We start from the raw sequence: 25671 nt of genomic DNA, 5'->3' as shown, positions 1-25671 counted from the left end.
TGCAGAAAGAGGAACACACATGAAATCGATTTTAGTTGTCCGGCATTGCAAAGCCAGTGGCCAGGAAAGAAACGCTGTCCTGACAAAGGAAGGATTGCAGCAATCCCACGATTTAAAGAACTTTCTAATGAACAAACCCGTTGACAGAATTATTTCAAGTCCTTTTACCAGAGCAGTTGATTCCATTGAACCTCTGGCAAAATTTAAGGATCTCCCCATCGAAAAAGATGACCGCTTAGCTGAAAGGATATTATCATCAAAGGATCATCCTGACTGGCTGAAACTGCTTGAGCATTCCTTTTACGACTTTGAAGCCGTTCTTGAAGGAGGAGAATCCAATCGGAAGGCAATGGAAAGGGTTCGGCCGCTTCTGAAAGAAATCATTGCTTCGCCGTATCAGTGTATCGTTCTTGTCACACATGGAAATTTAATGACTCTGTTATTAAAACTCTTTGATGAACGCATGGGTTTTTCAGAATGGAAGGCTCTATCGAACCCCGATGTATATGAAGTGACCGTACAGGAAGAAAGCCGTATCCAAAGAATCTGGAAATAAACTGGTAGTTGTTTCCACACCCCCACCCGCGGACACCTAAGGGCGAAACCTGTGTTGTAGCTAACATCACTATACAAAAACGGGAGGAATACATCCATGAAAAAGGTAGTAGTAGCTTCAATTCTAGGTGCATCATTATTCGGTGCTAACGCAGGAATTTCTCATGCGCAAGATTGCCCTCAAGGTGGAAATGTACAAGTACAACCACAACAAGGACAATCGAACGCTGATATAAATAAATTAATCGAATCTCTTAAAAAACAAGGATTTGATGTACAAACTCAAAAAGCTGAGCAAAAGCAACAACAAGCTCCAGCTCAAGAAAAAACTCAAACTCAAGCAGCTCCACAACAGCAAAAAGCGAGTGAAGCACCAAAGTCTGACGCTGCTGCTGGGCAATTAACTGCTGACGAAAAGCAAATGGTTGACAAAGTAAACCAAGAGCGTGAAAAAGCAGGGGTTAAGCCGCTTCAAGTAGATATGGAGCTAACTAAAATGGCTCGAGTAAAAGCACAAGACATGATCGACAATAACTACTTCGATCACAATTCACCAAAATACGGTTCTCCATTCGACATGATGAAGAAGTTTGGCATCCAATACCAAACAGCTGGTGAAAACATTGCCGGAAACTCTTCAGTTGATGGAGCTCACACATCTCTTATGAACTCTCAAGGACACCGTGAAAACATCCTTAAATCTGACTACACAAAAGTTGGTATCGGGATTGTTGACGGCGGAAAATACGGTAAAATGTTTGTCCAAGAATTCACTGGATGATCAAAAAAAAAGAGGCTGCCTTTGCGGGCGCCTCTTTTTTTTATGGACATTCATTCCTCATCAATCCAAAAAGCCCGCTTTTACTCCCAGTTTAAATCGGCAAAACCACTTCAAATGTCGTCCCTTTTCCTACTTCACTTGAAACCCTTACCCGGCCTTTATGATTTTCAATAATCTTATAGCTGACCATGAGCCCTAAACCTGTTCCCTCTTCTTTTGTTGTATAGAATGGTTTTCCAATTCTGTCCAATACTTGGTTCGGCATTCCCGTTCCATTATCCGTAAAGCAGAAATGAACATAATCTTTTCCATTGCGGAAAGCTTTAATGGTAATGGTTCCACCTTGAGCCGTCGCTTCAATCCCATTTTTTATTAAATTAATAAAAACCTGTTTAATCTGAAAAGGATCACAATCAATATCAGGTATACCTTCGCCAATCTCCATTTCCAGTTCAATGTTTTTTAGGATGGCCTGTGTCTGAAGCAGGGAGACTGTTTCTTTTAGTGTGACCACGAGACTGCTTTTTTCAATATGCTGGCGGTCGGTCTTGGCAAGCAGCAGAAACTCTTTGATAATATACTCAATCCGGTCAACCTCGTTTAAAATAATGGAATAATAAGCATCATGTGCTTGGCTTTCATTTTTAAGCAGCTGGATAAACCCTTTAAGGCTGGTGAGAGGATTACGGATTTCATGGGCGACTCCAGCAGCCATCTCACCGACGACATTCAAGGTCTCCGCTTTTCGAAGGCGGGCTTCTGTCTGTCTTCGTTCAGTCACATCTTCCAGGATACACAGGTGGATGCCCGGCAGTATGTCTTTCTTTCCTGTAAATTCAATCAGCTTTTTTTCGTCTGAAAATCCTGCTTTAAACTCCCATTTGAGGCTCGGATCGAGCATGAACAGGTCCCAATTAAGAGATAATTCTCCTTCATCTTCCTTACAAATGAAGGCATCCAGTCTGTTTTGATTTAAATCCCCGCTTGAGATTCCCAGCACCTCACGCGCGGCCGGATTAGCTTCGAGAATGACTCTGCTGTTATTCAGCAAAAGAATAGGATTGAGTGTATTATTAAATATTTCTTTGTATTTGTGCGTATAGAGTATTAATTCTTCTCGTGACTTTGTATCACGTGTACAATCCGTTGAAGTACCAACAACTTCTGATACCTGTCCATTATGAAACACAGGTGAAAGAACCGTATGATAAGAACGGTCCGCATGGTGCGTTTCAAAAAAGCAGGCATGGCCGCTGAAGGCTTTTTCAAAGTAAATTTCCCAGTGCTGAATGGTTTTAAGAGGTATCAGATCACTTAAAGGGCGTTCTGCAGCAGCTGCACGAATTGCAATTTCTTGGGCAAACTTCCCCTCAGAGCGCATGACAACATAGTTTCCGGCACCTTTTCTTTTCAGTCTGAAAAATTGAACCGGACTGAGTTCCAATGTATGAATCTGTCCGTGCTCCTCTTGAGGTTGTTCTATACGCCTCTGCATTTTCATCATTTTCACTAAAAATTGTTCAACCATGGTGTGTATACCCCTTTTCTCCATAGTTGGATTTTTGTACGCTATCGATCCCCTTTGATATAATTCGGTAAAAGGTAAGAAATCCCTATTATGCAAAGTGCCTAATTTTTCTTTAGGAATTACTAGTAAAAATATCCTATGAAGGATAGAAAATCCCTCCTTTCTCAAATGAGCAAGGAGGGATTTTCTTATTTCGCCTTTTCTGCAAAATCAATCATAAAATTTTGAGAAAGAGGTCCAATTATTTTTTTTTGGATTATCCCCTTGGAGTCAATCAAATAACTCGTCGGAAGAGAAACCGCCTGAAACTTCTTACTAACCGTTCCATCCGTATCTAACAAAATCGGAAACGCTGCTTTTCGTTCCTTTACAAATTCTGAAACCGAATCCGTGCTTTTCTCTGTATACCTTAGATTTACTGCCAGGATTTCCAGCTTCATTCCTTCATATTGGTTGAAGACTTTCTGCATATCGGGCATTTCTTTTCGGCAAGGAGGGCACCAGGTTGCCCAGAAATTCAGAATGACCTTTTTACCACGGTAATCTTTAATGGAAACCTTTTCTCCGTTCAGTGCCGTTATCGTAAAATCCGGCACTTTATTGCCTGGCTTTAAGCCTGTACGTCCATTCTCCTCCACCGTGCTGAATGTACCCTTCGATGCATTCCGGTCCTTAGGCTCTGCTTCCTGCCTTGATGTCCAAAGGGCAAGCCCGATTAAACCAACGAGGATGAGAACAATAATGAATGGTTTTATTTTCATAGAACCTGCCTCTTTATGTTTTTCTTAATGGGTTTCTTCCCCTGCATATTACAGCTTAGAAAGAAGGACAATAGAGCCTTTAGGCTGTGTGCTTTTTGCTGTAGGTTCTCTTCCGAATAAACTCCTTTTTTTCTCCAAAGTTTTATAAAAACTTCCTGAACCACATCTTTTGCAGTATCTTGCCTCTGGGTCATTCGGTAAGCAAAGGAAAACAATAACTTTTCGTATCGGTCGTAAATCTGCTCAAGCGCTGATTTATCCCCGTTTTGAACTTTAAGATAAAGTTCAAAATCCGTAAGCTTTGACATACCTGTCTCCTTTGAATCGTTTTACTGTCATTATACCTATAGAAGTCTGCTTTGTCCTATCGTAATAAACAGAGTTATTAAAATAACGTTTAATTTAGCGTTTTGGATGACCTGAATTCTGGAACTCTGCACCTGCCACGACGAAATTTCTATAAAAATACATGGAGAAACGCCGATATATAAGTGTAACCGGAACAGGAGATCTATCTTTAAAATCAGCAAAAAGCGAGGATGAATATAATATGGATAAAACATCGGTGATTGGCTTGATCATTGGATTTGTTGCTATTGGTGTAGGTATGGTTTTGAAAGGGGTTGCTATCTCTTCGCTCTTCAATCCCGCAGCACTGCTGATTATCTTTGCAGGAACAGCTGCTGCCATCATGATTGCCTTTCCTTTAAACGAAGTAAAAAAACTTCCAAAGCTTTTTAAGATATTGTTTACCGATCAGAAGATGGTAAGCATGGGAGAACTGATTGCAATTTTCATTGAATGGGCAACTATCGCACGAAAGGAAGGCTTGCTTGCACTCGAACCGAAATCTGAAGAAATTGATGATCCATTTTTAAAACAAGGGATCAAAATGATTGTCGACGGCCAGTCCCCCGAATTTATCAAGGATGTTCTAATAAAGGATTTGGAAACGATGGAAGAACGCCATCTAAGCAACGCGGGCATCTTCTCACAGGCAGGCACCTATGCGCCGACGCTCGGAGTACTCGGAGCAGTTGTCGGTCTTGTTGCAGCCCTTGGACACATGGATGATATTGAGGCCCTCGGACATGCCATTTCTGCTGCTTTTATCGCAACGCTCTTTGGAATATTTACCGGGTATGTCCTATGGCACCCCTTTGCCAATAAATTAAAACGAAAATCACAGAATGAAGTCATGTTAAAAGAGATTATGATTGAAGGGCTTTTATCCATCCAGGATGGTACCTCTCCAAAAATATTGGAAGAAAAATTATTAACCTACATCCCGGCAAGCGAACGGGAAAGCCTAAAAGAGGGTGTCACCATTGGCTAGAAAAAAGAAAAAACATGAAGATCATGTAGATGAGTCATGGCTCATTCCTTATTCCGACATGCTGACTCTTCTCCTGGCGCTATTTATCGTTCTTTTTGCAATGAGTGAAGTGGATGCATCCAAGTTCAAACAGATGGCCAGCACGTTTCGCAGTCAATTCTCCGGCGGAACCGGAGTAATGGAAGAACAGGCACCCATCTCATCAACCGAATCAACGCCGCTTCCTAAAAAAGAAAAGATCGTACAATTATCGATTCAGGAAAAGGAACGGATGGAGAAGGCCAAAGAAGAGCTTGAATCCCTTCATAAGGTTCAGAAAAAAATAGACAATTTTATAAAAGACAAACATCTATCGAAAAGCCTGCAGACGAAACTAACTGAGAATGGCCTATTGATTACCATTTTGGATAATGCGCTCTTTGATTCAGGCAGTGCAACCGTCAAGACAGAATCGGTCAGTATAGGAAAGGATCTGTCTAAATTACTTGTCACCCATCCTCCCCGAAATATTATTATTGCAGGGCACACGGATAATGTTCCGATTGAGACGGCTAAGTACAAGTCAAACTGGGAATTAAGTGCGATGCGAGCCATTAACTTCATGCAAATCATGATGAAGAACCCGCATCTATCACCAAAAACACTAAGCGCCAGCGGCTATGGAGAATACCGGCCGAGAGCCAGCAACAAAACAGCACAAGGCAAAGCAAAAAACAGGCGTGTTGAAGTACTCGTCCTGCCAAACTATAGTCTTGAAAACGCAAAATAAGAGGATGAGCTCCGGCTCATCCTCTTTTTTCTTGGCTGTTTTCGTAAACATTGTTGCTCTTGGGAGTGGTGATTTCCGTTTCAGACTGCTCGCTTTCCGCGGGGCGTGCGCTGAGCCTCCTCGGCGCAAGCGCCTGCGTAGTCTCACCTGTCACGCTTCCCCCGCAGGAGTCTCGCACCTTGCACTCCAATCAACTTGTCAATGAAGACTCTTTACAAAAATGTTCCCGAAGCAACAATCTTTTAGAAAACAACCTTTTTCTTTTATCATCGCTGTTGCTTTTTTGCTTTCTCCAGTTCCTTTGGTTCGTATTTATGTTTGTAGGAATCGAGGAAGGTAATCCTTTCGAGCATAGTGGGGTGGCCATACAAAAAGAACTTCACAAGCTTTGGGGGATTCACTTCGCTGAGCCCTGATATTGTCAGCTGCTGGAAAGCTCCAACTGCTGAGTCGGGATTCTTGGTCATCTCAATGGCATAGCGGTCTGCATCCTTCTCCGCTTTACGGGAAACCGCATTTTCAACAGGACCAGCAACAAACGACAATAGACTGAATATCAGGAGAAGCACCGGCAAGCCAGCGATATCACTCAGTCCTTTGATACCCCACCGTTTGCCCCACTTTGAGATCGCCCAGGAATAAATTCTGCTTCCCAGGAAGAGGCCGAAGAACGACAGGATGATCGCACCTATGAGATTCTGATACAGATGTTTCATCACATAATGCCCCATCTCGTGGGCCATGACAAACAAAACCTGCTTATCGTTCAGTTTATCGAGCGTCGTATCCCATAATACAATTCGCAGATTGGACCCTATGCCATTTACATAAGCATTGAGGGAATTGGTCTTTTCCGACATGTTCACTTCATATACGTTGGAAGCCGGTATATCTGCCCGTTCAGCCAGCGTTAATATTTTCTCCTTCAGTACCTGGTCCTTTAAAGGATAAAATTTATTATAAAGCGGATCAATCACAACGGGCTGGATGAAATACATAAAGATGGTGAACGGTATGGAGATCAGCCACGCATACAGCCACCACTTCTTCTTACTTTTACGGATAAAAAAGTAGATGACGAGTACAGTTAATACCGTAAATATCCATCCTACCCAAAAGTCGATCAGGCTGTCTTTCATCCATCCCTTGAACGGCTGAACGGAGATATGATAATCCCTGGAGATGGTATAGCTGTAGTATCGAAGCGGAAAGGTCAAAATCCAGCTCAAAAAGGACAGCAAGAGGACATAAAGGGCTGTATGGATGACTGAAAAACGTGTCACTTCCTTGACAGTGCTCCTCATTTTTTTTGATATTCCAAAACCTAAAACGAGCAGATAGATCAGCCATTCCAGCGGAACAGACAAAAAGTAGATCCAATCCTTTATCCTTGAGAAATCATAGCTCAGCTTAAGCTGCCTATCATTCATAAACATGGTAGGATCAGCAGCAGACCCTCTGAATTGTACCGGCAGATCGGCCTGAGCCCCATGCATTAAGTAATACCACATGGCGGCTCCATACAAAATAAAGCCAATAGCGACCAGAATTGCTTTTTTCACACGCTCTCCCCCTTACGGACATCCTATTCCTAGTTTAGGTCACTTTGTCCAAATTAGAACAAAAAAGAGCAAAAGCTTTCACATCTTTTAAAAAGCCTGTCCCAAAGTAGGAACAATATAAAGATTGTCATGCTGCAGATCATAGCCATTCGGCTGTATGTACACGGCATTTAGCCTCATCAGCAGGGCCGGTGCGATTTCGTTGATAAAATTATCTCCGATGGAAACCGCTTCATCCGGCTTCACCTTATATTTGGACGTAATGGCCATCAGAATCTCTTTTGTCTTTACAGGCTTCTGTGAGGAAGGAAAGATTTCATGAAACACATCCTGGAGCTCCAGTTCACGGAGCAGACGCAGCACATCTTCTTTATCACTGTTCGTCATCAGAACAAGGTGTTTTTCCTTCTTCAGTCTCTCAAGGCTTTCCTTCAATCCTGGCGTTTTTGTAAGTGAAAACTCATCACTGACCATATACACCTTTGTCGCGTTGTAGCAATCCCATGTATCCTGCTGGCTCAGACCGTAATGCATGGCGGTAACATAGGGCAGCCACCAGCCGTCCCCAATAGCGATAAAGCGTTCAAAATCATATGTAAGTTCTCCAGAGTACTCCCTCTTCAAGGTTTCTTCATTCATTTGAGTACCGTCCCAAAGATGTGCAGCCGTTACCTGCAAAGTCAGGGGATCGACAGTGAGCGACGCATCTTCTTTCAAGTCATACACTTTTCCGATGGCAACAGGATGTTTCCCCTGTTTCATCTCTTCATAAGCGTAATAAAACTCTCCTTGTATCGATACATCCACCCGCTGCTGAAGCAGACGGCAATAATAGTCAAAATGATCAGTGTCCTCATAAAGGGTGCCATCTAAATCAAAGATTAAAAGCTTGCTTTTTTCTATCATTTCACGCATATACACAACTCCTCTCCTCTATTGTATGCTCATTATTTTCGGAAGTAAAACAGGCTGAGTAATCAGGTTAACTTTTTTTCCTTTTTTGTTTGCTCTTCTTTCTTTTCGGTAAAAATGGGAATAGCAAAGAGGTGAGCGGATGAACGGTATCACAGAAACAGTAGTCAGGACATTACTTGGTTTGATCTTTCTATTGATCTTTACAAAAGTATTTGGAAAGAAGCAGTTAGGAGAGCTAACCTACTTTAATTATGCGACGAGTATTGCCTTTGGCAACATCGTCGGCGAAATGATTATTCACTATAGAGAGGTTCCTATTTCCAATGGCTTAGTCGCGGTTTTGATATGGAGTTTTGCTCTCCTGGCTATCGAGTTTCTTGTTAAACGGTCACCCAAGTCCAAATTGGCTTTGGAAGGTGAGCCTTGCATTGTTATAAAAAAAGGAATGATTATGCAGCAGGCGCTGGATAAGCTCAATCTCGGTCTGGATGATTTGTGCATGCTGCTGAGAAACCAGGAAATCTTCTCTATAACAGAAGTAGATTATGCTATCTTTGAGCCCAACGGACAGCTTAGTATAAAAAAGAAGAAAACGCCTGATGCTGCTCCCTCCCATTTCCTCCCTTCCGAACTGATTGTTGACGGAATTGTGATGCAAGGAAACTTGCGGGAATATGGACTTACTGAGGAATGGATCCAGAAGAAACTGCAAAATGCTGGTATCTCTTCCTGTAAATCTGTTTTTTTTGCACAGCTGCAGGAAGATGGTACCCTTTACATTGCTCAAAAAAATAACGAAAAGCCGCTCATCATCTGAGCGGCTTTCTCATCATTCTGCGTTTACAGGGCGATGATTTTGCTCCTGTTTATTTTTCTCAATCACTTGATGAAGCTTATCCGGGAAGTTCGTGAACATCCCTGTTACTCCCCAATCGATCAATCGTTGCATATCTGCTGTTTCATTCACGGTGTAAGGATGAATTTCCAATCCGCCGTTTACCGCTTTTTGTACATAAGCTTTATCCAGGAAATCTTTGTTTGGACCGATTCCAGTTGCATATTGCTTATAGGAATTAAGATCCTGGTCAGTTAAAACTGCATGCTTCTTATATTCAAGAAGCTGAATTAATTTTAAAGATGGGTCAAGCTTGTGCACTTTCAACAGGCTGTCTTTGCTGAACGATTGAACGAGCAGCGTGTCTTTATTGATGTGATATTTATTCACGAGGCTGATGAGCTTCTCCTCCATACCTGGATACACATCTGGTGATTTCGTTTCTATGTAGTAATTTTTGTTTTTGCCAAATGTCTTGAAAATCTCTTCGAGTGTAGGTACTTTCAACCCTTTGTACATCGGCTTCGCATATTGCGGATATTTTTCATTAAACCAAGAACCCGCATCAAGCTGTTTGATTTGATTTAAAGTGAAATCTTTCACTTCTCCCGTTCCGTTTGTTGTACGATCGACGGTTTCATCATGCATAGCGATCAGCTTGCCGTCTTTCGTCATCTGCAAGTCAATCTCAATATAGTCTCCATGCATCTTGTCACCCATATGATAGGAAGTCAGCGTATGTTCCGGAGCATAGCCAGATGCACCTCGATGTGCGACGTCAAGAACGTCATGGTGTTTTTGAACAGATTCAGCATCCGCATTATGTCCTGCAAACAGGCTGGCTCCAAGAACGGCCGCACTTAGTAAAGAAGTCATTTTTTTGTTCAACTTACTCTCCCCTTCCGCGTTATCGAACAGACCAAGCGTACCAAGGGAGTATTAAGCGGTAATAAAGCAGGTGTAAATAAGAGGTAAACGAATATTTAGAAAGTATAAATATTGTAAAATTTAAAAATGATCCTCGGAAAATATTTCTCAACAAAAAAAGACAAGCCTGTTAAGCAAGGCTCGTCTTCCGTTCTTCCAAATAATTTTCGATCGCATAGGCGACTCCGCTCTCATCATTCGTTTTGGTCACATGTTTTGCAATCTGTTTGATTTCATCGTAAGCATTCCCCATGGCAACACTGATGCCTGCCTTTTCAAGCATGGAGACATCGTTATAGTTATCGCCGATCGCCATCGTATCGTTCAGGCTGATGTTGTGCAGTTTGGCAAACTTCTCAAGGGCAACTCCTTTTTGAGCATCCGCATTTGTAATCTCAAGGTTATTATTTGCGGATGAACTGACGGCGAGATGATCAATCTTGCTCAGCCTGTCTACAGAGTTTGTGATTTTTTCCTGCTCACTCGAGAAGGCCAAAATTTTGTATACTTCGAGACCTTCTTTTTCCATCAGCTTGTCATAATCGCTAATATATTTAACTGTACCCAATTTAAAACGCCTTAATGCCGCTTTATGGACATCATCTTCTGTGGCTTCAGGGTTTGAAGTCAGAACGATGTCTTTCATGACTTTAAACGCTTTTTCACGGTTATCTGTATAGGTGCCCTCACTCGTATACACTTCATAATAGATGCCGTTGGCACGAAGCGCTTTTTCAATGTCAAAGTATTGTTTTGACGGGATAGGAATGCTCGTAACCTTTTCCCATTTATCCGAGCGAATCTCAGCGCCGTTCACACAAATCAACGGAAGATACAATTCTGCTTCACTGAGTGTATATCTCGCTTCATCAAAGGAACGTCCCGTAGCAATCACAACCATATGGCCTTTTTCCCTGGCTTTCTCAATAGCTTCTTTGTTCGCTTTCGTCACTTTCAATTGTTTGCTTACAAGTGTTCCGTCCATATCTATTGCTATCAGTTTCATCTTATCATCCTTTATCTCTTCTTTCCTTTTTTCAGTGTACCCCTTTTTTTCAATACATTACCTTAATTATTTATAAGAAAGCAAGCGCATTTGCTGTAATAAAAAAAGAGCACAATAGCTCTTTACCCTTTAATCATTATGAAAAAAACCTGTAAACACATCGATGAAAGCATGAAGGACTTCTACAGATTGAAAAAGAATCAGCGATAACGCGGTTGTAGAAAACAATCCAATTGCAGCAAATCGAATAAGATGTAAACCCATACCATTCGCCTCCTGTCTAATGGATGCCTATCCTAACATACATGTAGTTCAAAAGATACAAAACGGACCTAAATATTCGTGGTAACTTTTGTTATCCCATAAAAAAGGAGCAAATGCTTAAAGCCGCAACAGAGCTTAAAACCACTAAAATTATGTTCCAGTTCAGATACGCGGTCAAGCCTGCCACACATGCCCCCAATAATCCAAACCACATACTGTCCCCGTTTATATGCAGGATCCCGGGGAAAATCAATGCTCCGAGAATGGCAAAAGGAACATTGCTCAAAATCCGCTGCAGTCTGGGAGGAATTCGGTTCGTATTGATGAGTACAAGAGGCAGGACACGCGGAAGATAAGTCACAACTCCCATGCCTGCAATCATCCAAAGCAGATTATTTTCCATGAACCTTCTCCTCCTTAACAAAAAATTCAATACCTACCGAAGAAATAAGAGTTGATAAAATGATTCCCCAGCCGCCTGCCAACGGTTCATAAAGAGAAAAGAGCGAGTTAAGAAGTGCAGCTGTTCCTGCCAATGCGATGACTTTTCGTGATTTTTTCGCAGAAGGAATCAAGAGCCCGATGAACATCGCGTAAAGAGCAACTGCCATACCGTTTTGGATCGTTGCAGGGAGTCCAGCACCAATCAAATAGCCGACCCCTGAATTAACGACCCAGCTGCCATACGCAATTAAACCTAAACCGAGCATAAAAGCTGATGTCAGCTTCTTTTCTGTTCGTGTGGCTGCTACTGAGAACGTCTCGTCCGTAATCAGAAATCCGTAAATAGCTTTAATCCACTTAGCGTCATCTTTCATTCTTTCGTTTAATGAAGCACTCATCAATAAATGGCGGATATTCATAATAAACGCGGTTATGATGATTTCAAAAGCACCCGTACCTGCTCCAATCATCGAAAGAGCAATGTACTGGGAAGCACCTGCAAAAACGATGACACTCATTCCAACCGTTTCAACCAACGACAGCCCGCTTGATTTCGCCAGCAATCCATATGTAAAAGCAATCGGCAAATAACCAATAGCAATAGATAGCCCCGCCTGAATACCTGTAGAGAATGGGTGACTTTCCTTTTCTGCAGAAGGGAATGGCAGCATGATGTAGAACACTCCTTTATTAGCTTCTTTTTCAGATAATATGTTATATTATACATATTGTATGTTATATAAAACGAAACAACAAGGAGAATTTCTTTTTATGAATTTGAATGAAGTTATAGGCAGAAGGTTAAAAGCGATGAGAGGGCAGCGGAACTGGAGCCTTGAAAAAACGGCAAATGCAACTGGAGTTTCTAAACCCATGCTCAGCCAGATTGAACGGGGAGAATCCAATCCCACCGTCAGTACACTGTGGAAAATCGCAAATGGGTTAGGTGTTTCGTTCAGTTCCTTTTTGGAGGAGGATCAGCCTGCTATCAAAAAAGTAAACACTGCGGATGTTGAACCGATAGCAGACAAAGATGGGACATTCCTTGTAAGGCCGCTATTTCCTATGGAGCCTGGAAAATCCTTCGAAATCTATTCTGTCGAACTTCTTCCAGGATGCCATTATACGTCTGAGTCCCATGGGGATGGTGTAGAAGAATACATTCTCGTGGAAAAAGGCTGCCTCTCATTAACTGTCCATCAAAACTATTTTAATTTGTCAGCAGGTGAAAATATTCGTTTTGCTGCAGACTATGTTCATGTATATGAAAATCAGGAGAATGACCCTGTAAGAATAACGATGATGATTTATTATCCATAGAAAACAACCTTCCAAAACGATGGAAGGTTGTTTTCTGTTTGTATTACGATCGTGAGGTTGCCTTTTTCCTGGCAGGCGGAATATGAATCGCTTTTCCGGCTGCGTGCTCAACCGCTTCAAGCCATGCTTCACTTAACGATGGATGCGCATAAACCGGATAGGCTATGTCTTCATCCCTGGCTACCATTTCAAGGGCCGTTGTACCTGCCTGAATTAATTCCGCTGCACCGGCACCCATCATGTGAACACCGAGAAGAAGATCTGTCTTCTCATCAATGACCATTTTTGTGAGACCATCCTTCTGTCCGGCAATACTGGCAAACCCGTTGCCTCCCATGGCAAACTGGCCGGTCTTCACCTCATAGCCTTGCTGCCTCGCCTCTCCTTCTGTCAATCCTACTGATGCGATTGGAGGAACAGTTTGAATGATAAGCGGTACCAGCGCCAAGTTAAAGGATGTGTTCATGCCGCTGATATGCTCAGCCGCCACTTTTCCTTGCTTGATCGCCTTGCTGGCAAGCCTCCTGCCGATTGTGCAGTCTCCTGCAGCATAAATTCCATCAACATTTGTTTCACCGAATTCATTGACCATTATAAATCCTTGCTTATCGGTGCTGATGTTTAAGAATTCCAATCCCAGATCCTTCGTGTTTGGCCTGGATTCACCTGAAACCATCAGGTGGCTGGCATCCAGAGTGATTTTCTCCTGATCGCTTTGAATGGTAATAGCGACATTGGTTTCTGATGAATAGGCTTCGAGCAGTGTGCTGTTTTTGAAAAGCTTAATCTTGGACTTTTTTAATACCCGATGAAGTTCTTTAAAGATGGATTCATCCAGTCCAAATGTATCGTCCTCACAGATGACGGAAACTTCCGAGCCCAGGTTTCGATAAGCCATTGCCGTTTCAAGCGCGATGTAATCCGATCCGCTGATCACAAGATGTTCTGGCAGCTCCTGAAGGCGCGGAAGTTCATCGGCACTGATAATCTTTCCTTCCACCGGCACGATTCCGTGAGGTAATACAGGCGATGCTCCCACGGCAATAATCGCTTTTTCATACTCATACATTTCATAATGATGGCCGGAATCTACACCGATCCGGTTCCCAGACATAAATGTAGCTGTACCGGTGATGACTTCGATTTTATTTGCTTTGCAAAGAGCCTCTATCCCTTTTTGCAGAGCTGATACTGTTTTTTGCTGATACTCTTTAAATGTCTGCAGTTCAAATCCAGCTTCTCCTGTTTGGATGCCCATTTCGTTCAAATGAGACAATGAAGCGAATGCTGCCGCCGCATGCGTCAGAGTCTTGGATGGAATGCATCCCGTATTCAGACATACCCCGCCCAGCTTTTCCTTTTCTATGATGGTCACTTCCATGCCAAGCTGTGCCGCCCGGATGGCTGCATTATAGCCTCCTGGCCCTCCACCCGCTATGATCAGCTGCCGCTTTTGTGTAAATTCTCCTACGACCATTTTATATCAGCTCCAATACCATGACGGAAGGATTTTCAATCAGTTCTTTAAAACGGTTTGTAAATTGAACTGCCGTTGCCCCATCAGCGATTCGGTGGTCAAACGACATCGAAAGGTTCATCATGGATCTGATCTGAATCTCGTCGTTGATGATAACAGGCATCTTCTTCGTTTTATGGAAAGCCATTAAAGCAACTTCGGGATGGTTAATAATCGGGGTCGCACCCATGCTGCCTAAGGGCCCGACATTTGAGATCGTGAAGGTCCCGCCTGTCAGTTCATCTCTTGTGAGCCTGCCTTCTTTTGCCTTCATTATTTTTTCTTTCATATCGGAATTAATATCTTTAATGGTTCTGCGTTCTACATTCTTGATCACCGGCACAATCAGACCATCTTCAGCATCTGTGGCGATACCGATATTTACTTGCTTCTCAAGTCTGATGACTTCTTTTTCTTCATCCAGTTTGCTGTTGAAGATTGGGAAATCCTGCAGTGCAAGCTGAATGGCTTTTACAAAAAATGCTGCTACAGAAACGTTGAATCCCTTGTTGTTGTTAGGATCCAGCTCTTTCATCTGCTTCTTTAATTCAAGCAAATTCGTCATATCCACTTCCTCAAAATGGGTAACATGTGGAATGGTGAACAGCGATTGAGTCATCTTTTTCGCGATTTGCCTGCGGCGGCCCCTGAATGGAATTTCCTCTGCTTCTGCAGAGCGATTTTCGATTTCCAGCTTTACGGCAGGCTCGGCGGCTGCATGAATTTCGAATGCTTTCGGTTCTGTACTTCCTTTTGCAAACAACAATACATCCTGTTCTGTAATTCTTCCTGCCGGTCCGGTGCCTGTCACCTGTTCGATATCAACGCCGTGCTCTCTCGCTATTTTACGGGTGTAAGGTGCAGCCATAACCCGCTTAGTCAGCATCGCGATGGAAGCTTCTCTTTCAGGTGCTTGTGCTGTTGGTTCCTGCACCACCTTTGGAGAGTCAATCTCCGTTATAGACTCTTGGCCAGAACCCTCTCCTTGCAGAGTAAGAAGAACCGTTCCTACAGTGACCGTCTCTCCTTCCTTCACAAGAATGTCAGTAACCTTGCCGGCGATCGGTGACGGCAGTTCTGCGGTCACTTTATCGGTTTGAACTTCAACAAGAGGCTGGTCAATGGAAACCGTATCTCCAGGTTTTACAAAGAAATGAATGATCTCTCCTTCATGCATCCCTTCGCCTATGTCATGCAACTTTACTTCAACCATTTTTACAGCCTCCTAAAAGTTAATCACTTTATGAATTGCTGATGTTACTCTTGCTGCGTCCGGAAGATAATGGTCCTCCAGGGCAAACATCGGTACTGGCGTATCAAAACCGGTAACCCGTTCTACCGGCGCCTTCATATAAAGGAATGAAGTATCGTTGATTAAAGAAACAAGGGTATCTCCAAGGCCTCCTGTAGATGATGCCTCGTGTACAATGACTACTCTGCCTGTCTTTTGGACACTTTGGGCGATCAGGTCTTTATCAAGCGGATACAGTGTACGCAGATCAATAACTTCTGTACTTACCCCTTGTTTTTCTGCTTCTTCTGCTGCTTTTAATGCTGTATCGACCATCGCCCCATAAGTCAGTAATGTTACGTGTTCTCCTTCTTTCAGAACACTTCCTTTACCGATTTCTACGGTGTACTTTCCTTCTGGAACATCCATCTTTGAGCTTCTGTAGCATCTCATCGGCTCAAGGAAAAGCACTGGATCCGGATCCTCTATGCTCGCGATGAGCAGCCCTTTGGCATCATACGCATTCGACGGAACAACCACTTTGATTCCCGGCATGTGAGTGAACAGAGCTTCCACTGAATCAGAATGGATTTCAGGAGCGCGCACACCTGCACCGAACGGAGCACGGATAACCATAGGGACCGTGAAAGCACCTAGTGTTCTTGCTCTTATCCTTGAAGCATGAGTCATGATCTGGTTAAATGCTGGATAAATAAAGCCAAGGAACTGCATTTCTGCTACAGGGCGAAAGCCGTTCATCGCAAGCCCAATGGATGTACCGATAATCCCTGACTCAGCCAGCGGAGTGTCAATGATACGCTTTTCGCCAAACTCATCCATCAAACCGTCCGTCGCCCGGAAAACTCCTCCGTTGCGCCCGACGTCTTCACCTAAAACGATGACTTCTTCGCTTTCCCTCATCATCGTTCTAAGCCCGTCCGTTACAGCCTGAACAAGTGTCAGCTTTTTCGTTTCAACTGCTGCAGTTGTCATCTTACTCCCCCCTCATTAGCGCATACGCTTCTTTTTGGTCGTTGATCGGCCATGGATTTTCTGCAAAAACATGATCAAACATGTCATTAACGTGCGGCGGTTTTTCGTTTTCCATTTCTTTAACGGCTGCTTCAATCTCCGCCGTTATTTCTTTTTCAAGATCTGAAGCCCATTGGCCGTCCCAGATGTTTTCCATCTTCATATACTTTTCCAGCCGGGTAAGAGGATCAGTCGTTTCACGCCGAATCGTACTCTCGTTTTGGTCTCTGTATTTGGACGGATCGTCTGCTGTCGTATGGGCACCATATCTCCAGGTAACGGCCTCAATTAAAGTAGGACCGCCTCCAGCCCTTGCCTTTTCAATGGCGGCTTTCGTATGGAAGTACACGGAAAATACATCATTGCCATCCAGCCTTATTCCTTCAATATCATAGCCGAGTGCCTTTTGTGCAATGGTCTTTGCCTTCATTTGCTTTTCAATTGGAACAGAGATGGCAAAACCGTTGTTCTGGTTGAAAAAGACAACCGGAATGTTAAACACGCTCGCAAAGTTAAGCCCTTCATGAAAATCACCCTCTGAGGTCGCTCCATCTCCAAAGTAAACGATGGAGGCACGGTCTGTTCCTTTCATTTTTTCAGCCCATGCTGTCCCGGTTGCATGAAGAAGCTGGGAAGCAATCGGAACGGCAGGCGGAAAAATGTTCTTTCCAGTGGGGGGAATACAGCCTTCCTGGCGGCCTTTCCAATAGAGAAGCACATTCTTTACGGAGTGTCCGAACGTTAACGTCGCCCCATGGTCACGGTAGGTAGGGAACATCCAGTCTCCCTCTCCCATCGCCATGGCACTGCCGATCTGCGCCGCTTCCTGGCCTTCAAACGGCACGTACGTTCCGATACGGCCCTGCCGCTGAAGGTTTACTCCTTTGCGGTCAAAGAGACGGGCTCTCAGCATTTTCGTATAGAGATTTTTCACGAGTTCTTCCGTCAGCCTGCTTTTAAATGAATCATCCACCAGCATTCCCTTTTCGTTTAAAATCTGCTTCTTCGGAAATTGACTTTCCACACTAACTCCCCCTTTAATTTGATAGCTTCCCTTTTAATGCCGCACATTCCATTTCGGTCTTTTATCATGGGAAAAGAAACTGTTTCGCTGTTGTCGGTGTTCAATCCTGTCCTCACAGAAGCGGTTGGCTGCCTCCATGGTAGATAGATTCTGTTCCTTGCTCTGTTTATAGATTGCCAGAAGAGAATCATAGATGGCTCTAGTCTGGTTCAGCACACGGCCCTTATTCGGTCCGTAAAGCTCATCAGCGACCTGGATCAACCCGCCGGCGTTCACGATATAGTCCGGTCCGTAAAGGATTCCTTTCTGCTGAAGATAGATTCCGTGTTTGTCTTCAAGCAGCTGGTTGTTTGCACTTCCGACAACCGCTTTGACCTTGAGCCTGTCGATGGTTTCGTCATTGACAATACCTCCAAGTGCACAAGGAACAAATATATCAGCGTTCACTCCGTAAATTTCATCGCCATCAACAACTTCAACCGTTCCCGGAAGAAGCTCCGCCCGGTCCACGATACTCTTTAGCGCCTGCTGGTTAATATCGGTGACGTACACATGGGCACCGGCAGCGACAAGCTGCTCCGCTACCTTATAACCAACTTTTCCAAGCCCCTGTACGCTGTAGGACATACCGGAAAGATCTTCTGAGCCATACAGCGCCTGGATGGTTGCTCGAAGCCCGTATATGACACCCTGTGCAGTAGGGACGGACGAATCCCCGCTTCCTCCATATTCATCCGGCACACCTACTATACAGGACGTTTCTTTCAGGGCATGCACGAAGTCATCCGGTGTTGTCCCCATATCTGTGCCTGTATAAAAGCGGCCGTTAAGAGAATCTACGAATTGGCCGAAAGCACGGAATAATGCCGGAGATTTATCTGTTGTCGGATCGCCGATGATCACCGACTTTCCTCCCCCAAAATCCACGTCTGCTCCAGCACACTTGTACGTCATCCCCCTTGACAGCCGAAGTACATCCTCAAGTGCTTCATCCGTTGATTTATACGGGCGCATTCTGCAGCCTCCTAGTGCCGGCCCAAGTGTGGTGTTATGTATTGCAATAATGGCTTTTAAGCCGGTGGCTTGATCGTTGCAGAATACAACCTGTTCATGCTGTGATATCTTTTCAAACATGCTTACTCCCCCTTGGTGATCCTTTATCTCTTTGGCGCTTTAAAGTAAGCGCTTTCATTTTATGGCATTTAGCTCGTCATTTCATGCAGTTTCTGAGAGATTTTTTCTTTTGGAAGAATGTATTGTGTGACCTCTCCCTCTCCTACTGTTGCTTTTTCATTTCTTACTTCAACTTTGCATATCACAGCTCTTCCTTTTAGTTCTGTAAGGGTTGCTTGTATTTCAAGCTTCATTCCTTCAGGTGTAGGCGCTAGATGGGAGGCTTTGATTCCTCCACCTATTCCTTCCTCATCTTCTTCAAGGTAAGGCAGAATAATCTGCCTCGCTGCCCACTCCATATGATAGACCATGGATACGGTGGAATAAGCAGGATGAACGAGTTTTCCTTCGAATTGCGCAAACATATCCGGTGTCACTACAGCTGTAATGGTTGCTGTATCACCGATTTTCATTCCTGGTTTCATGACATCACCTCTTAATAGATACATCCATTCGTTAGACCGCAGACAATGAGGACATATTCCAGCTAATGGTCCATGCCCTCATTTATTCATTCGTTTAAACACGATAATTATATAACGTTTTCTTAACGTAATGATATCATTTTGTTGAATAGTCAGTCAATGAATAGCCTGAAGATTTCAAATCTATACAATATAGCAAGACTATGAAAAAATAAAAACCAGAAGGAGTGAAAATATGGAAAAGTGTCTTTTATGCCAGCCATTCGGGCTGGAGGATCAGGAGATTGTGTTCGAAAACAAAACGTGTCTGTATATCCAAAGCCCGCAAAACCAGACGATCCTTGAAGGAAGCGGATTGATCATTCCAAAAGCTCACCGGCCGTCTGTCTTTGATCTTACACAGGAAGAATGGAACGATACCTACAGTCTTTTGGCCTTCGCTAAAGCTTATCTTGATCGAACACTGAAGCCGGATGGCTATAATATCGGTTGGAACAGCGGCGAAATTGGCGGCCAGCATATCCTGCATGCCCATCTTCATGTTATTCCCCGTTTTTCAGATGAACCTTACGCGGGGCAAGGAATTCGCTCCTGGCTCAAAAGCCCCTCCAACAAACGCCCTCAAAATGTATAAAAAGCTGTGTTCCTGCCGGAACACAGCTTTAGTTTTGCCTCGTGATTTATGAAAGAAGAGCCCTGTCGCTCGCCATTTTTTCTCCTCTTATGCGCTGAAACTCATTGAGAAGACTTTCTACGGTTAGAGACTTCTTGCTGACTTCATCGACATCCAGGATGATCTGCCCTTTATCCATCATAATCAGCCGGTTGCCGAGGTCGATCGCCTGCTGCATGTTATGAGTGACCATTAAGGTAGTAAGCCCGTGTGCGGCCACAATCTCCTTCGTCAGCTCCGTAATGAGCGCCGCGCGGGAAGGATCAAGTGCTGCTGTATGCTCGTCCAAAAGCAGGATATCGGGCTCTGTAAAAGTTGCCATAAGCAGGGACAGCGCCTGGCGTTCACCTCCGGATAGCAGGCCGACTTTAGCGGTAAAACGGTTTTCCAGGCCCAAATGAAGAGACTTTATTGCTTCCTTAAAGAAGTCCCTGGATTTTCTCGTAATCCCCCGTTTAAGAGTTCTTCTCTTATTGCGCGCGTAAGCCATCGCCAGATTTTCCTCAATCGTCATCGTCGGAGCCGTTCCCGCCATTGGGTCCTGAAAGACCCTTCCAATAAACTTGGAACGTTTATGTTCAGGCAAAGAAAGTATGTTTTTTCCTTTAATCATAACCTGGCCTGCATCGGGAAACAGTACACCTGAAATAATATTCATTAAGGTTGATTTTCCCGCTCCGTTGCTCCCGATAACTGTGACAAAATCTCCAGGTTCCAGTTGCAGGTTGATGTTCGACAGGCCGATTTTTTCATCGGGTGTGTCTTCGTTAAAGATTTTATGAACCGAATTTAGATGCAGCAATTTCTTCACCCTTTCTGTCCATAGTCTGATGGTTCAGCTGCTTTCTCCTCATTTTCCTCGCCTGTTCCTTTCTCGCTTCCAGCAGTTTAGGAAGGACAAGAGAGCAGACAACGATCAGCGCTGTAATCAATTTCAAATCACCCGTTTCAAAAAATTCAATCTGCAGGGCAAAGGCAATGATGATGCGATAAACAACGGCCCCTAAAACAACCGCAAGCGTTGCACGGGCAATGGACTTTGTTCCGAACAAAGCTTCTCCGATAATGACAGAAGCGAGCCCGATAATAATCATGCCGATCCCCATCCCGACGTCAGCAAAACCTCCGTATTGGGCGATGAGTGCACCAGCAAAAGCGACAAGTGCGTTTGACAACCCCAGCCCAAGAACCGTTAAGCCATCCGTGTTTGCCGAAAAACTTCGTATCATCCGCTTATTGTCTCCAGTTGCCCGGAGTGCCAACCCAATCTCCGTTTTCAGGAACCAGTCTGCTGCAAATTTGATAAGAATCGTCACGATCGCCATGACAAAAAAGATGCCCCAGGTTTTTGGAAGACTATCTCCCAGTCCAATAGCAGTGAACAGCTTATTGAACATGCTGTCGAGCCCAAGTTTCTGCCAAAAGGAAGTGATTAAAGTAAATGCTGTATCTTCTCCAAGAAGCGGGACATTGGAACGCTGATCCATAATCCGGAGGTTGATGGAGTAGAGGGCGATCATCATGAGAATTCCAGATAGGAGCGGATTAATTTTTCCTTTGGTATGTAAGATTCCGGTTATGCAGCCTGCGATAAATCCAGCGAGTATTCCTGCCATCGTGGCAATGAAAGGATTCTGTCCGTGGACTATTAAACTGGCAGATATCGCTGCACCGGTTACAAAACTTCCGTCTACCGTTAAGTCTGGAAAGTCCAGGATACGGAACGAAAGGTATACACCGAGTGCCATAATGGCATAGATCACACCTGATTCCAAAGCACTAAAGAGTGCAAACATCTATATTCCTCCCCTAAAAAGCGTTTGTCTTTAAAAACTGCATACGGTTTGCTCTTTCCCTTTGCCATCGAAAAAAACGTGCTGGATTTGACCAAAAGCTGTGTCAAACCCAACACGGGAGACTTACTTTGTATATTCAGCCATTGAGTCCCATTCAGTTTTTAGTTTGATGTTCATGGCTTTTGCAGCTTTTTTATTGATGACGAGTTTCAGCTTTTGAGGGTATTGCACCTTAATTTCGCTAGGCTTCTTTTTACCTTTCAAAATGTCTGCTGCCATCTGCCCGGCTTCATAGCCGATGTCATAATAATCGAATCCGTATGCGGCGAAGGCACCGCGTTTTACAGAATCAAGCTCACCTGCAAACATTGGTATACCTTTGTCTTCAGCCACACTGATAACGGATTCGAGGGCAGATACTACTGTATTGTCGGTAACGATATAAAAAACATCCGCACGTCCGACGAGTGATTCTGCAGCCTGCTTCACATCCGCAGAGGTTGAGACACTGACTTCCACTGGTTTCAGATTAGATTTCTCAAGCGCTTTTTTCACAAGGTCTACCTGGGCAACAGAGTTCTGTTCTCCTTTGTTGTAAATCAAGCCCACTGTTTTTGCATCGGTCTGTTTGTCAATAAACTCTATCGTTTTTGGGATAGCATCGGGATGGGTATCCGTCGTTCCAGTAATGTTGTCTCCAGGTTTTTCAAAGCTTTGTACGAGCTTGGCTCCGACTGGATCCGTTACTGAAGTAAATACGATCGGAATGTCTTTTGTAGCGTTAAGAGCATGCTGGGCACTCGGTGTGGAGTTGGCAAAAATGAGATCTACTTTTTCACCCACAAGATTCTTGGCAATCGTCTGAGAATTGTTTGGATCTCCTTGCGCTAGCTGGACATCATACTTTACATTTTTCAGTCCGCTGGCAGAAATAGCTTTTTTAAAGCCCTTATAGGCCGCATCAAGCGACGGGTGCTCTACAATCTGAGTGACACCAATCTTGATTTCCTTGCCGCCTTTTTCCTCACTGTTCGTTTCTTTCGATGTTCCGCAGCCTGCCAGCAGCACCATACCAGCCAGTGAAACACCGAGTAAACTCTTCCACTTCATCATTCTCTTTTTCCCCCTTTTTACTTCAGCAGACATCTCCCTATCTCGTTGCAGCACTGGTTGAACGGTCATGCCTCTAGTAAATTTTTCAAACTATTTACAAAATTAATTATATTATAAATTCTTTTCCTTTAAAAGGTCTGTTCCTTGTTTTTGCCAGCTAGAAACCTCGCTGCTCTTGCGGCTGATGGCCTGTCCGGCATCTTTCATCATTTTCTGTATCAGCTCGCTTGCTGAAGGCATGTCTTTAATCAATCCTGCAATCTGCCCGCTGTTGATGAATCCTTGCTCAAAGTCACCCTTTATTGCGCCTGCAATGTGCTGGTCTTCCGTCGTCAGTGCATTAAATTCTTCGAGCGTAATGCCTTCTGATTCCTTCGATAGCAGTCTCTCGGCATAAGGAGCTTTCATCACTCTGCGGATTCTTCCGACCGAACGGCCCACAACAACTGTATCCCGGTCATCTGCCTGAATGAGCGCTTCTTTATAGCGCAGGTGGAACGGAGCTTCTTTAACTGCTATGAATCTCGTACCGAGCTGCACACCCTCTGCCCCGAGCATCATGGCGGCCGCTACACCTCGTCCATCTCCGATGCCGCCAGCTGCGATCAGCGGAATCTTGATCGCATCGGCTACCTGCGGAATGAGCGTCATCGTTGTTGTTTCATATGGAGAGTTTAAACCAGCTGCCTCATATCCTTCTGCGACAATGAGGTCTGCTCCGGCGTCTTCTGCCTTTTTCGCATGATAAACAGAAGCGGCCACGCAAATGACTTTAATGCCGTGTTCCTGCAGCTTGCGAATGTAGGGGGCGGGATTTCCAGCTGATAAAGAAACAACGGGAACATGGTGCTTGATGATCAGCTTAAAGATTTCTTTTACGTTGGATGCGACAGTGAGCGGAACATTGACAGCGAACGGCTTCGATGTTTTCGAAGCTGTCTCCACGATCATGGCTTCTACTTCATCAGGGAGCATCGTCCCTACTCCAATTGTCCCCAGCGCACCTGCGTTTGAGATAGCCGCTGTCAGCTGTGCATTGCTGACATTCCCCATTCCTCCTTGAATAATGGGATATTGGATGCCTAAAATCTTGCATACAGTGTTCATTTTCTTACTCCTTTCTATGAATCTGTTATACTTTTTATAAGTCAAAACAACAGGGAGGATCTATTCTATGAATTACACATTTAACGGAAAAGAGCCGCAGATTGATGAAAGCGCTTTTATAGCACCAGGCGTACATATCATTGGCGATGTCAAAATCGGCAAAGAATCCAGTATCTGGTTTAACAGTGTCCTTCGCGGGGATGAAGGGCCGATCACCATTGGAGATCGCTGCAATGTCCAGGATAACTGCACACTGCATCTATACGAGCAGTATCCCCTCGTTCTTGAGGATGAAGTGTCAATCGGGCATAATGTCATCCTTCATGGCTGCACGGTCAGAAAGGGTGCACTGATCGGAATGGGTGCGACAATCCTCGACGGTGCTGAGATTGGTGAACAAGCCTTTATCGGAGCAAACACCCTTATTCCTCCCGGAAAAAAGATTCCGCCCCGTACCATGGTCATGGGTTCTCCCGGCCAAGTCATTCGGGAGTTGAACGACAAAGACCTGGAGATTATCCGAATAACCATTGAAACGTATCAGCAAAAAGGGCAGCAGTTTAAGCAAGAGCTAAAATAATGGAAATAAAAAGCACTTTCCCGCTCAGGATGAAAGTGCTTTTTGTTTACAAATCTACAGTTCCTGGATGAGCGGGTGGTTCAGCGCGTTGTAAGATTTGTCTCTTTTCAGTTCGTTTCCTTCTTGATAGATCTCCTCGAAAAAGCGGCTGGAAGGACCGGCGAGTGTTCTGTAATAATCTCCAAATAAGGAGGCCGCATAATCTCCGAGCCAGTCGGATGGGAGAAGTTCTTGAGGAAGCCCTGGATCAACAAACAGGAACTTGCGATATTCATGGACGAGCTTTGTTCGTTCTACAAAGCACTCGCCATCTGTCATCTCGCCCTTTTCAATCTTATTCTTATCAATCACATACTTTTGGGAGTACGTCTTGATAAACTCATCATATTTCCGGTTAGTATCCGCCAAGTCCCAGCACTCATTCACGAGCTGTGCGTTCTCATGAGGTCCTTCATAAGTTGCCGTGAAAAAGTGGACAAAATCCTGGATCTCATATTTCTCCATCATCTGCTTGATCTGTTCTTTCTGGTTGTTGGGAGAAATCCAGAAGCTGTTGGCCAAAAGACCGAATCCGCTCCATACCAATTCTTTTCTTAACTCATCCCTGATGCTTCTCTTTTCTTCCGGAATGGTATACGTAAACATGTACCAAGTACCATCCCATTTTTCGGGCTGCAGCTTAAAAATCCGTTTTGCAGCTTCATCCATCCTTCTTGCTCCGCGCGGGGTTAAGTAATAATAGCTCTTGTTCCCCTGCTTGCGCGAAACGATCCAGCCCTGTTTGTTCATACGGGAGATGGCTGCCCTTACCGCCTGTTCGTTATGGCCGAACTCCTCAAGAAGGCGGATCAGGCTTCCAATCCATATTTCATTGCCATAGTGGCGTATGTAATCTCCATACAGCGTAAAAATCATCGAACGCGTGTTTAAACTGTTTTGCATGACTGTCCCTCATTTGCTTTACTGTCAATTTAGATGACTCCTATCCTACCAAAACA

The 25671-nt window shown here is 44.1% G+C and carries 29 protein-coding genes; 8 read left to right on the top strand and 21 right to left on the bottom strand.

Annotated elements, in window-relative coordinates:
- Positions 1-19: 19 nt before the first annotated feature.
- Positions 20-556, top strand: coding sequence for a histidine phosphatase family protein (locus LCY76_RS04910; RefSeq protein ID WP_248251684.1), 537 nt, complete (start codon positions 20-22; stop codon positions 554-556).
- A 96-nt stretch (positions 557-652) separates the two neighbouring features.
- Positions 653-1336 carry a CAP domain-containing protein gene (locus LCY76_RS04905; RefSeq protein ID WP_248251683.1) on the top strand — a complete coding sequence of 228 codons (684 nt, stop codon included), beginning with the start codon at positions 653-655 and terminating at the stop codon, positions 1334-1336.
- A 91-nt stretch (positions 1337-1427) separates the two neighbouring features.
- Here the strand turns inward: LCY76_RS04905 and LCY76_RS04900 are convergent, their stop codons facing one another.
- From LCY76_RS04900 to LCY76_RS04890, 3 genes are all read right to left on the bottom strand, one after another.
- Entirely contained in the window at positions 1428-2864 is a 1437-nt protein-coding gene (locus LCY76_RS04900; protein WP_248251682.1) for an ATP-binding protein, read from the bottom strand.
- Positions 2865-3052: 188 nt separating this feature from the next.
- Positions 3053-3625, bottom strand: a complete 573-nt coding sequence (locus tag LCY76_RS04895) for a TlpA disulfide reductase family protein (protein WP_248251681.1) — start codon at positions 3623-3625, stop codon at positions 3053-3055.
- Entirely contained in the window at positions 3622-3933 is a 312-nt protein-coding gene (locus LCY76_RS04890) for an RNA polymerase sigma factor (RefSeq protein ID WP_248251680.1), read from the bottom strand. Before LCY76_RS04890 ends, LCY76_RS04895 begins: the two co-directional genes overlap by 4 nt.
- Before the next feature lie 242 nt (positions 3934-4175).
- Here LCY76_RS04890 and motA point away from each other — a divergent pair, with 242 nt between their 5' ends.
- Together motA and motB are read left to right on the top strand one after the other, a co-directional pair.
- Positions 4176-4961, top strand: a complete 786-nt coding sequence (motA, locus tag LCY76_RS04885) for a flagellar motor stator protein MotA (protein ID WP_248251679.1) — start codon at positions 4176-4178, stop codon at positions 4959-4961.
- Positions 4954-5730, top strand: a complete 777-nt coding sequence (motB, locus tag LCY76_RS04880) for a flagellar motor protein MotB (RefSeq protein WP_248251678.1) — start codon at positions 4954-4956, stop codon at positions 5728-5730. Before motA ends, motB begins: the two co-directional genes overlap by 8 nt.
- Before the next feature lie 266 nt (positions 5731-5996).
- Here motB and LCY76_RS04875 read toward each other — a convergent pair whose 3' ends face one another.
- Together LCY76_RS04875 and LCY76_RS04870 are read right to left on the bottom strand one after the other, a co-directional pair.
- Positions 5997-7292, bottom strand: coding sequence for a M48 family metallopeptidase (locus tag LCY76_RS04875; protein WP_248251677.1), 1296 nt, complete (start codon positions 7290-7292; stop codon positions 5997-5999).
- A gap of 87 nt (positions 7293-7379) precedes the next feature.
- A complete protein-coding gene (locus LCY76_RS04870) occupies positions 7380-8207 on the bottom strand; it encodes an HAD family hydrolase (protein ID WP_248251676.1) in 828 nt (275 codons plus the stop codon).
- Between the two features lie 139 nt (positions 8208-8346).
- Here LCY76_RS04870 and LCY76_RS04865 point away from each other — a divergent pair, with 139 nt between their 5' ends.
- Entirely contained in the window at positions 8347-9024 is a 678-nt protein-coding gene (locus tag LCY76_RS04865; RefSeq protein WP_248251675.1) for a YetF domain-containing protein, read from the top strand.
- Between the two features lie 12 nt (positions 9025-9036).
- Here the strand turns inward: LCY76_RS04865 and LCY76_RS04860 are convergent, their stop codons facing one another.
- The 5 genes from LCY76_RS04860 to LCY76_RS04845 all read right to left on the bottom strand — a co-directional run bounded on the left by LCY76_RS04860 (position 9037) and on the right by LCY76_RS04845 (position 12354).
- A complete protein-coding gene (locus tag LCY76_RS04860; protein WP_419714976.1) occupies positions 9037-9918 on the bottom strand; it encodes a glycerophosphodiester phosphodiesterase in 882 nt (293 codons plus the stop codon).
- Between the two features lie 181 nt (positions 9919-10099).
- The gene (locus LCY76_RS04855) at positions 10100-10975 is read right to left on the bottom strand and encodes a Cof-type HAD-IIB family hydrolase (RefSeq protein ID WP_248251673.1); all 876 of its coding nucleotides are present in this window, start codon (positions 10973-10975) and stop codon (positions 10100-10102) included.
- A gap of 129 nt (positions 10976-11104) precedes the next feature.
- Complete coding sequence (locus LCY76_RS23790) at positions 11105-11239, bottom strand: hypothetical protein (protein WP_272885568.1); 135 nt, start codon at positions 11237-11239, stop codon at positions 11105-11107.
- Positions 11240-11330: 91 nt separating this feature from the next.
- The gene (locus LCY76_RS04850) at positions 11331-11642 is read right to left on the bottom strand and encodes an AzlD domain-containing protein (RefSeq protein ID WP_248251672.1); all 312 of its coding nucleotides are present in this window, start codon (positions 11640-11642) and stop codon (positions 11331-11333) included.
- Positions 11632-12354, bottom strand: coding sequence for an AzlC family ABC transporter permease (locus LCY76_RS04845; RefSeq protein WP_248251671.1), 723 nt, complete (start codon positions 12352-12354; stop codon positions 11632-11634). Before LCY76_RS04845 ends, LCY76_RS04850 begins: the two co-directional genes overlap by 11 nt.
- Positions 12355-12454: 100 nt before the next feature.
- Between LCY76_RS04845 and LCY76_RS04840 the strand changes: the two genes are divergently transcribed.
- Entirely contained in the window at positions 12455-13003 is a 549-nt protein-coding gene (locus LCY76_RS04840) for a helix-turn-helix domain-containing protein (protein ID WP_248251670.1), read from the top strand.
- Between the two features lie 43 nt (positions 13004-13046).
- Here the strand turns inward: LCY76_RS04840 and lpdA are convergent, their stop codons facing one another.
- The 6 genes from lpdA to LCY76_RS04810 all read right to left on the bottom strand — a co-directional run bounded on the left by lpdA (position 13047) and on the right by LCY76_RS04810 (position 19404).
- The gene (gene lpdA, locus LCY76_RS04835; RefSeq protein WP_248251669.1) at positions 13047-14480 is read right to left on the bottom strand and encodes a dihydrolipoyl dehydrogenase; all 1434 of its coding nucleotides are present in this window, start codon (positions 14478-14480) and stop codon (positions 13047-13049) included.
- Position 14481: 1 nt separating this feature from the next.
- Positions 14482-15732 carry a dihydrolipoamide acetyltransferase family protein gene (locus LCY76_RS04830; protein WP_248251668.1) on the bottom strand — a complete coding sequence of 417 codons (1251 nt, stop codon included), beginning with the start codon at positions 15730-15732 and terminating at the stop codon, positions 14482-14484.
- Between the two features lie 12 nt (positions 15733-15744).
- Entirely contained in the window at positions 15745-16743 is a 999-nt protein-coding gene (locus LCY76_RS04825) for an alpha-ketoacid dehydrogenase subunit beta (protein ID WP_248251667.1), read from the bottom strand.
- A 1-nt stretch (position 16744) separates the two neighbouring features.
- Positions 16745-17806, bottom strand: coding sequence for a pyruvate dehydrogenase (acetyl-transferring) E1 component subunit alpha (gene pdhA / locus LCY76_RS04820; protein WP_248251666.1), 1062 nt, complete (start codon positions 17804-17806; stop codon positions 16745-16747).
- A gap of 33 nt (positions 17807-17839) precedes the next feature.
- Positions 17840-18940: a Leu/Phe/Val dehydrogenase gene (locus LCY76_RS04815; RefSeq protein WP_248251665.1), complete on the bottom strand. Its 1101-nt coding sequence runs from the start codon at positions 18938-18940 to the stop codon at positions 17840-17842.
- A 68-nt stretch (positions 18941-19008) separates the two neighbouring features.
- Positions 19009-19404: a thioesterase family protein gene (locus tag LCY76_RS04810; protein WP_053355506.1), complete on the bottom strand. Its 396-nt coding sequence runs from the start codon at positions 19402-19404 to the stop codon at positions 19009-19011.
- A gap of 235 nt (positions 19405-19639) precedes the next feature.
- Here LCY76_RS04810 and LCY76_RS04805 point away from each other — a divergent pair, with 235 nt between their 5' ends.
- The gene (locus tag LCY76_RS04805; RefSeq protein ID WP_248251664.1) at positions 19640-20038 is read left to right on the top strand and encodes an HIT family protein; all 399 of its coding nucleotides are present in this window, start codon (positions 19640-19642) and stop codon (positions 20036-20038) included.
- 46 nt (positions 20039-20084) lie between these two features.
- On the opposite strand, the gene LCY76_RS04800 is transcribed toward LCY76_RS04805, so the two are convergent.
- From LCY76_RS04800 to LCY76_RS04785, 4 genes are all read right to left on the bottom strand, one after another.
- Positions 20085-20879 carry an ABC transporter ATP-binding protein gene (locus LCY76_RS04800; protein WP_248251663.1) on the bottom strand — a complete coding sequence of 265 codons (795 nt, stop codon included), beginning with the start codon at positions 20877-20879 and terminating at the stop codon, positions 20085-20087.
- A complete protein-coding gene (locus LCY76_RS04795) occupies positions 20854-21873 on the bottom strand; it encodes an ABC transporter permease (protein ID WP_248251662.1) in 1020 nt (339 codons plus the stop codon). The genes LCY76_RS04800 and LCY76_RS04795 overlap by 26 nt, the downstream gene beginning before the upstream one ends.
- 123 nt (positions 21874-21996) lie before the next feature.
- Positions 21997-22983, bottom strand: a complete 987-nt coding sequence (locus LCY76_RS04790) for an ABC transporter substrate-binding protein (RefSeq protein WP_248254593.1) — start codon at positions 22981-22983, stop codon at positions 21997-21999.
- 114 nt (positions 22984-23097) lie between these two features.
- Complete coding sequence (locus tag LCY76_RS04785) at positions 23098-24093, bottom strand: NAD(P)H-dependent flavin oxidoreductase (protein WP_248251661.1); 996 nt, start codon at positions 24091-24093, stop codon at positions 23098-23100.
- Positions 24094-24160: 67 nt separating this feature from the next.
- Here LCY76_RS04785 and LCY76_RS04780 point away from each other — a divergent pair, with 67 nt between their 5' ends.
- Positions 24161-24673: a gamma carbonic anhydrase family protein gene (locus LCY76_RS04780; protein ID WP_091006882.1), complete on the top strand. Its 513-nt coding sequence runs from the start codon at positions 24161-24163 to the stop codon at positions 24671-24673.
- A 54-nt stretch (positions 24674-24727) separates the two neighbouring features.
- On the opposite strand, the gene paaX is transcribed toward LCY76_RS04780, so the two are convergent.
- Entirely contained in the window at positions 24728-25615 is an 888-nt protein-coding gene (gene paaX / locus LCY76_RS04775; RefSeq protein WP_062236571.1) for a phenylacetic acid degradation operon negative regulatory protein PaaX, read from the bottom strand.
- Between the last annotated feature and the right edge of the window lie 56 nt (positions 25616-25671).

Source organism: Fictibacillus marinisediminis, from assembly GCF_023149135.1.
Taxonomy (GTDB): domain Bacteria; phylum Bacillota; class Bacilli; order Bacillales; family Fictibacillaceae; genus Fictibacillus_C; species Fictibacillus_C marinisediminis.
Note: the sequence above shows the minus strand (reverse complement) of the source record. Positions and strands in the feature narration are given on the sequence as shown.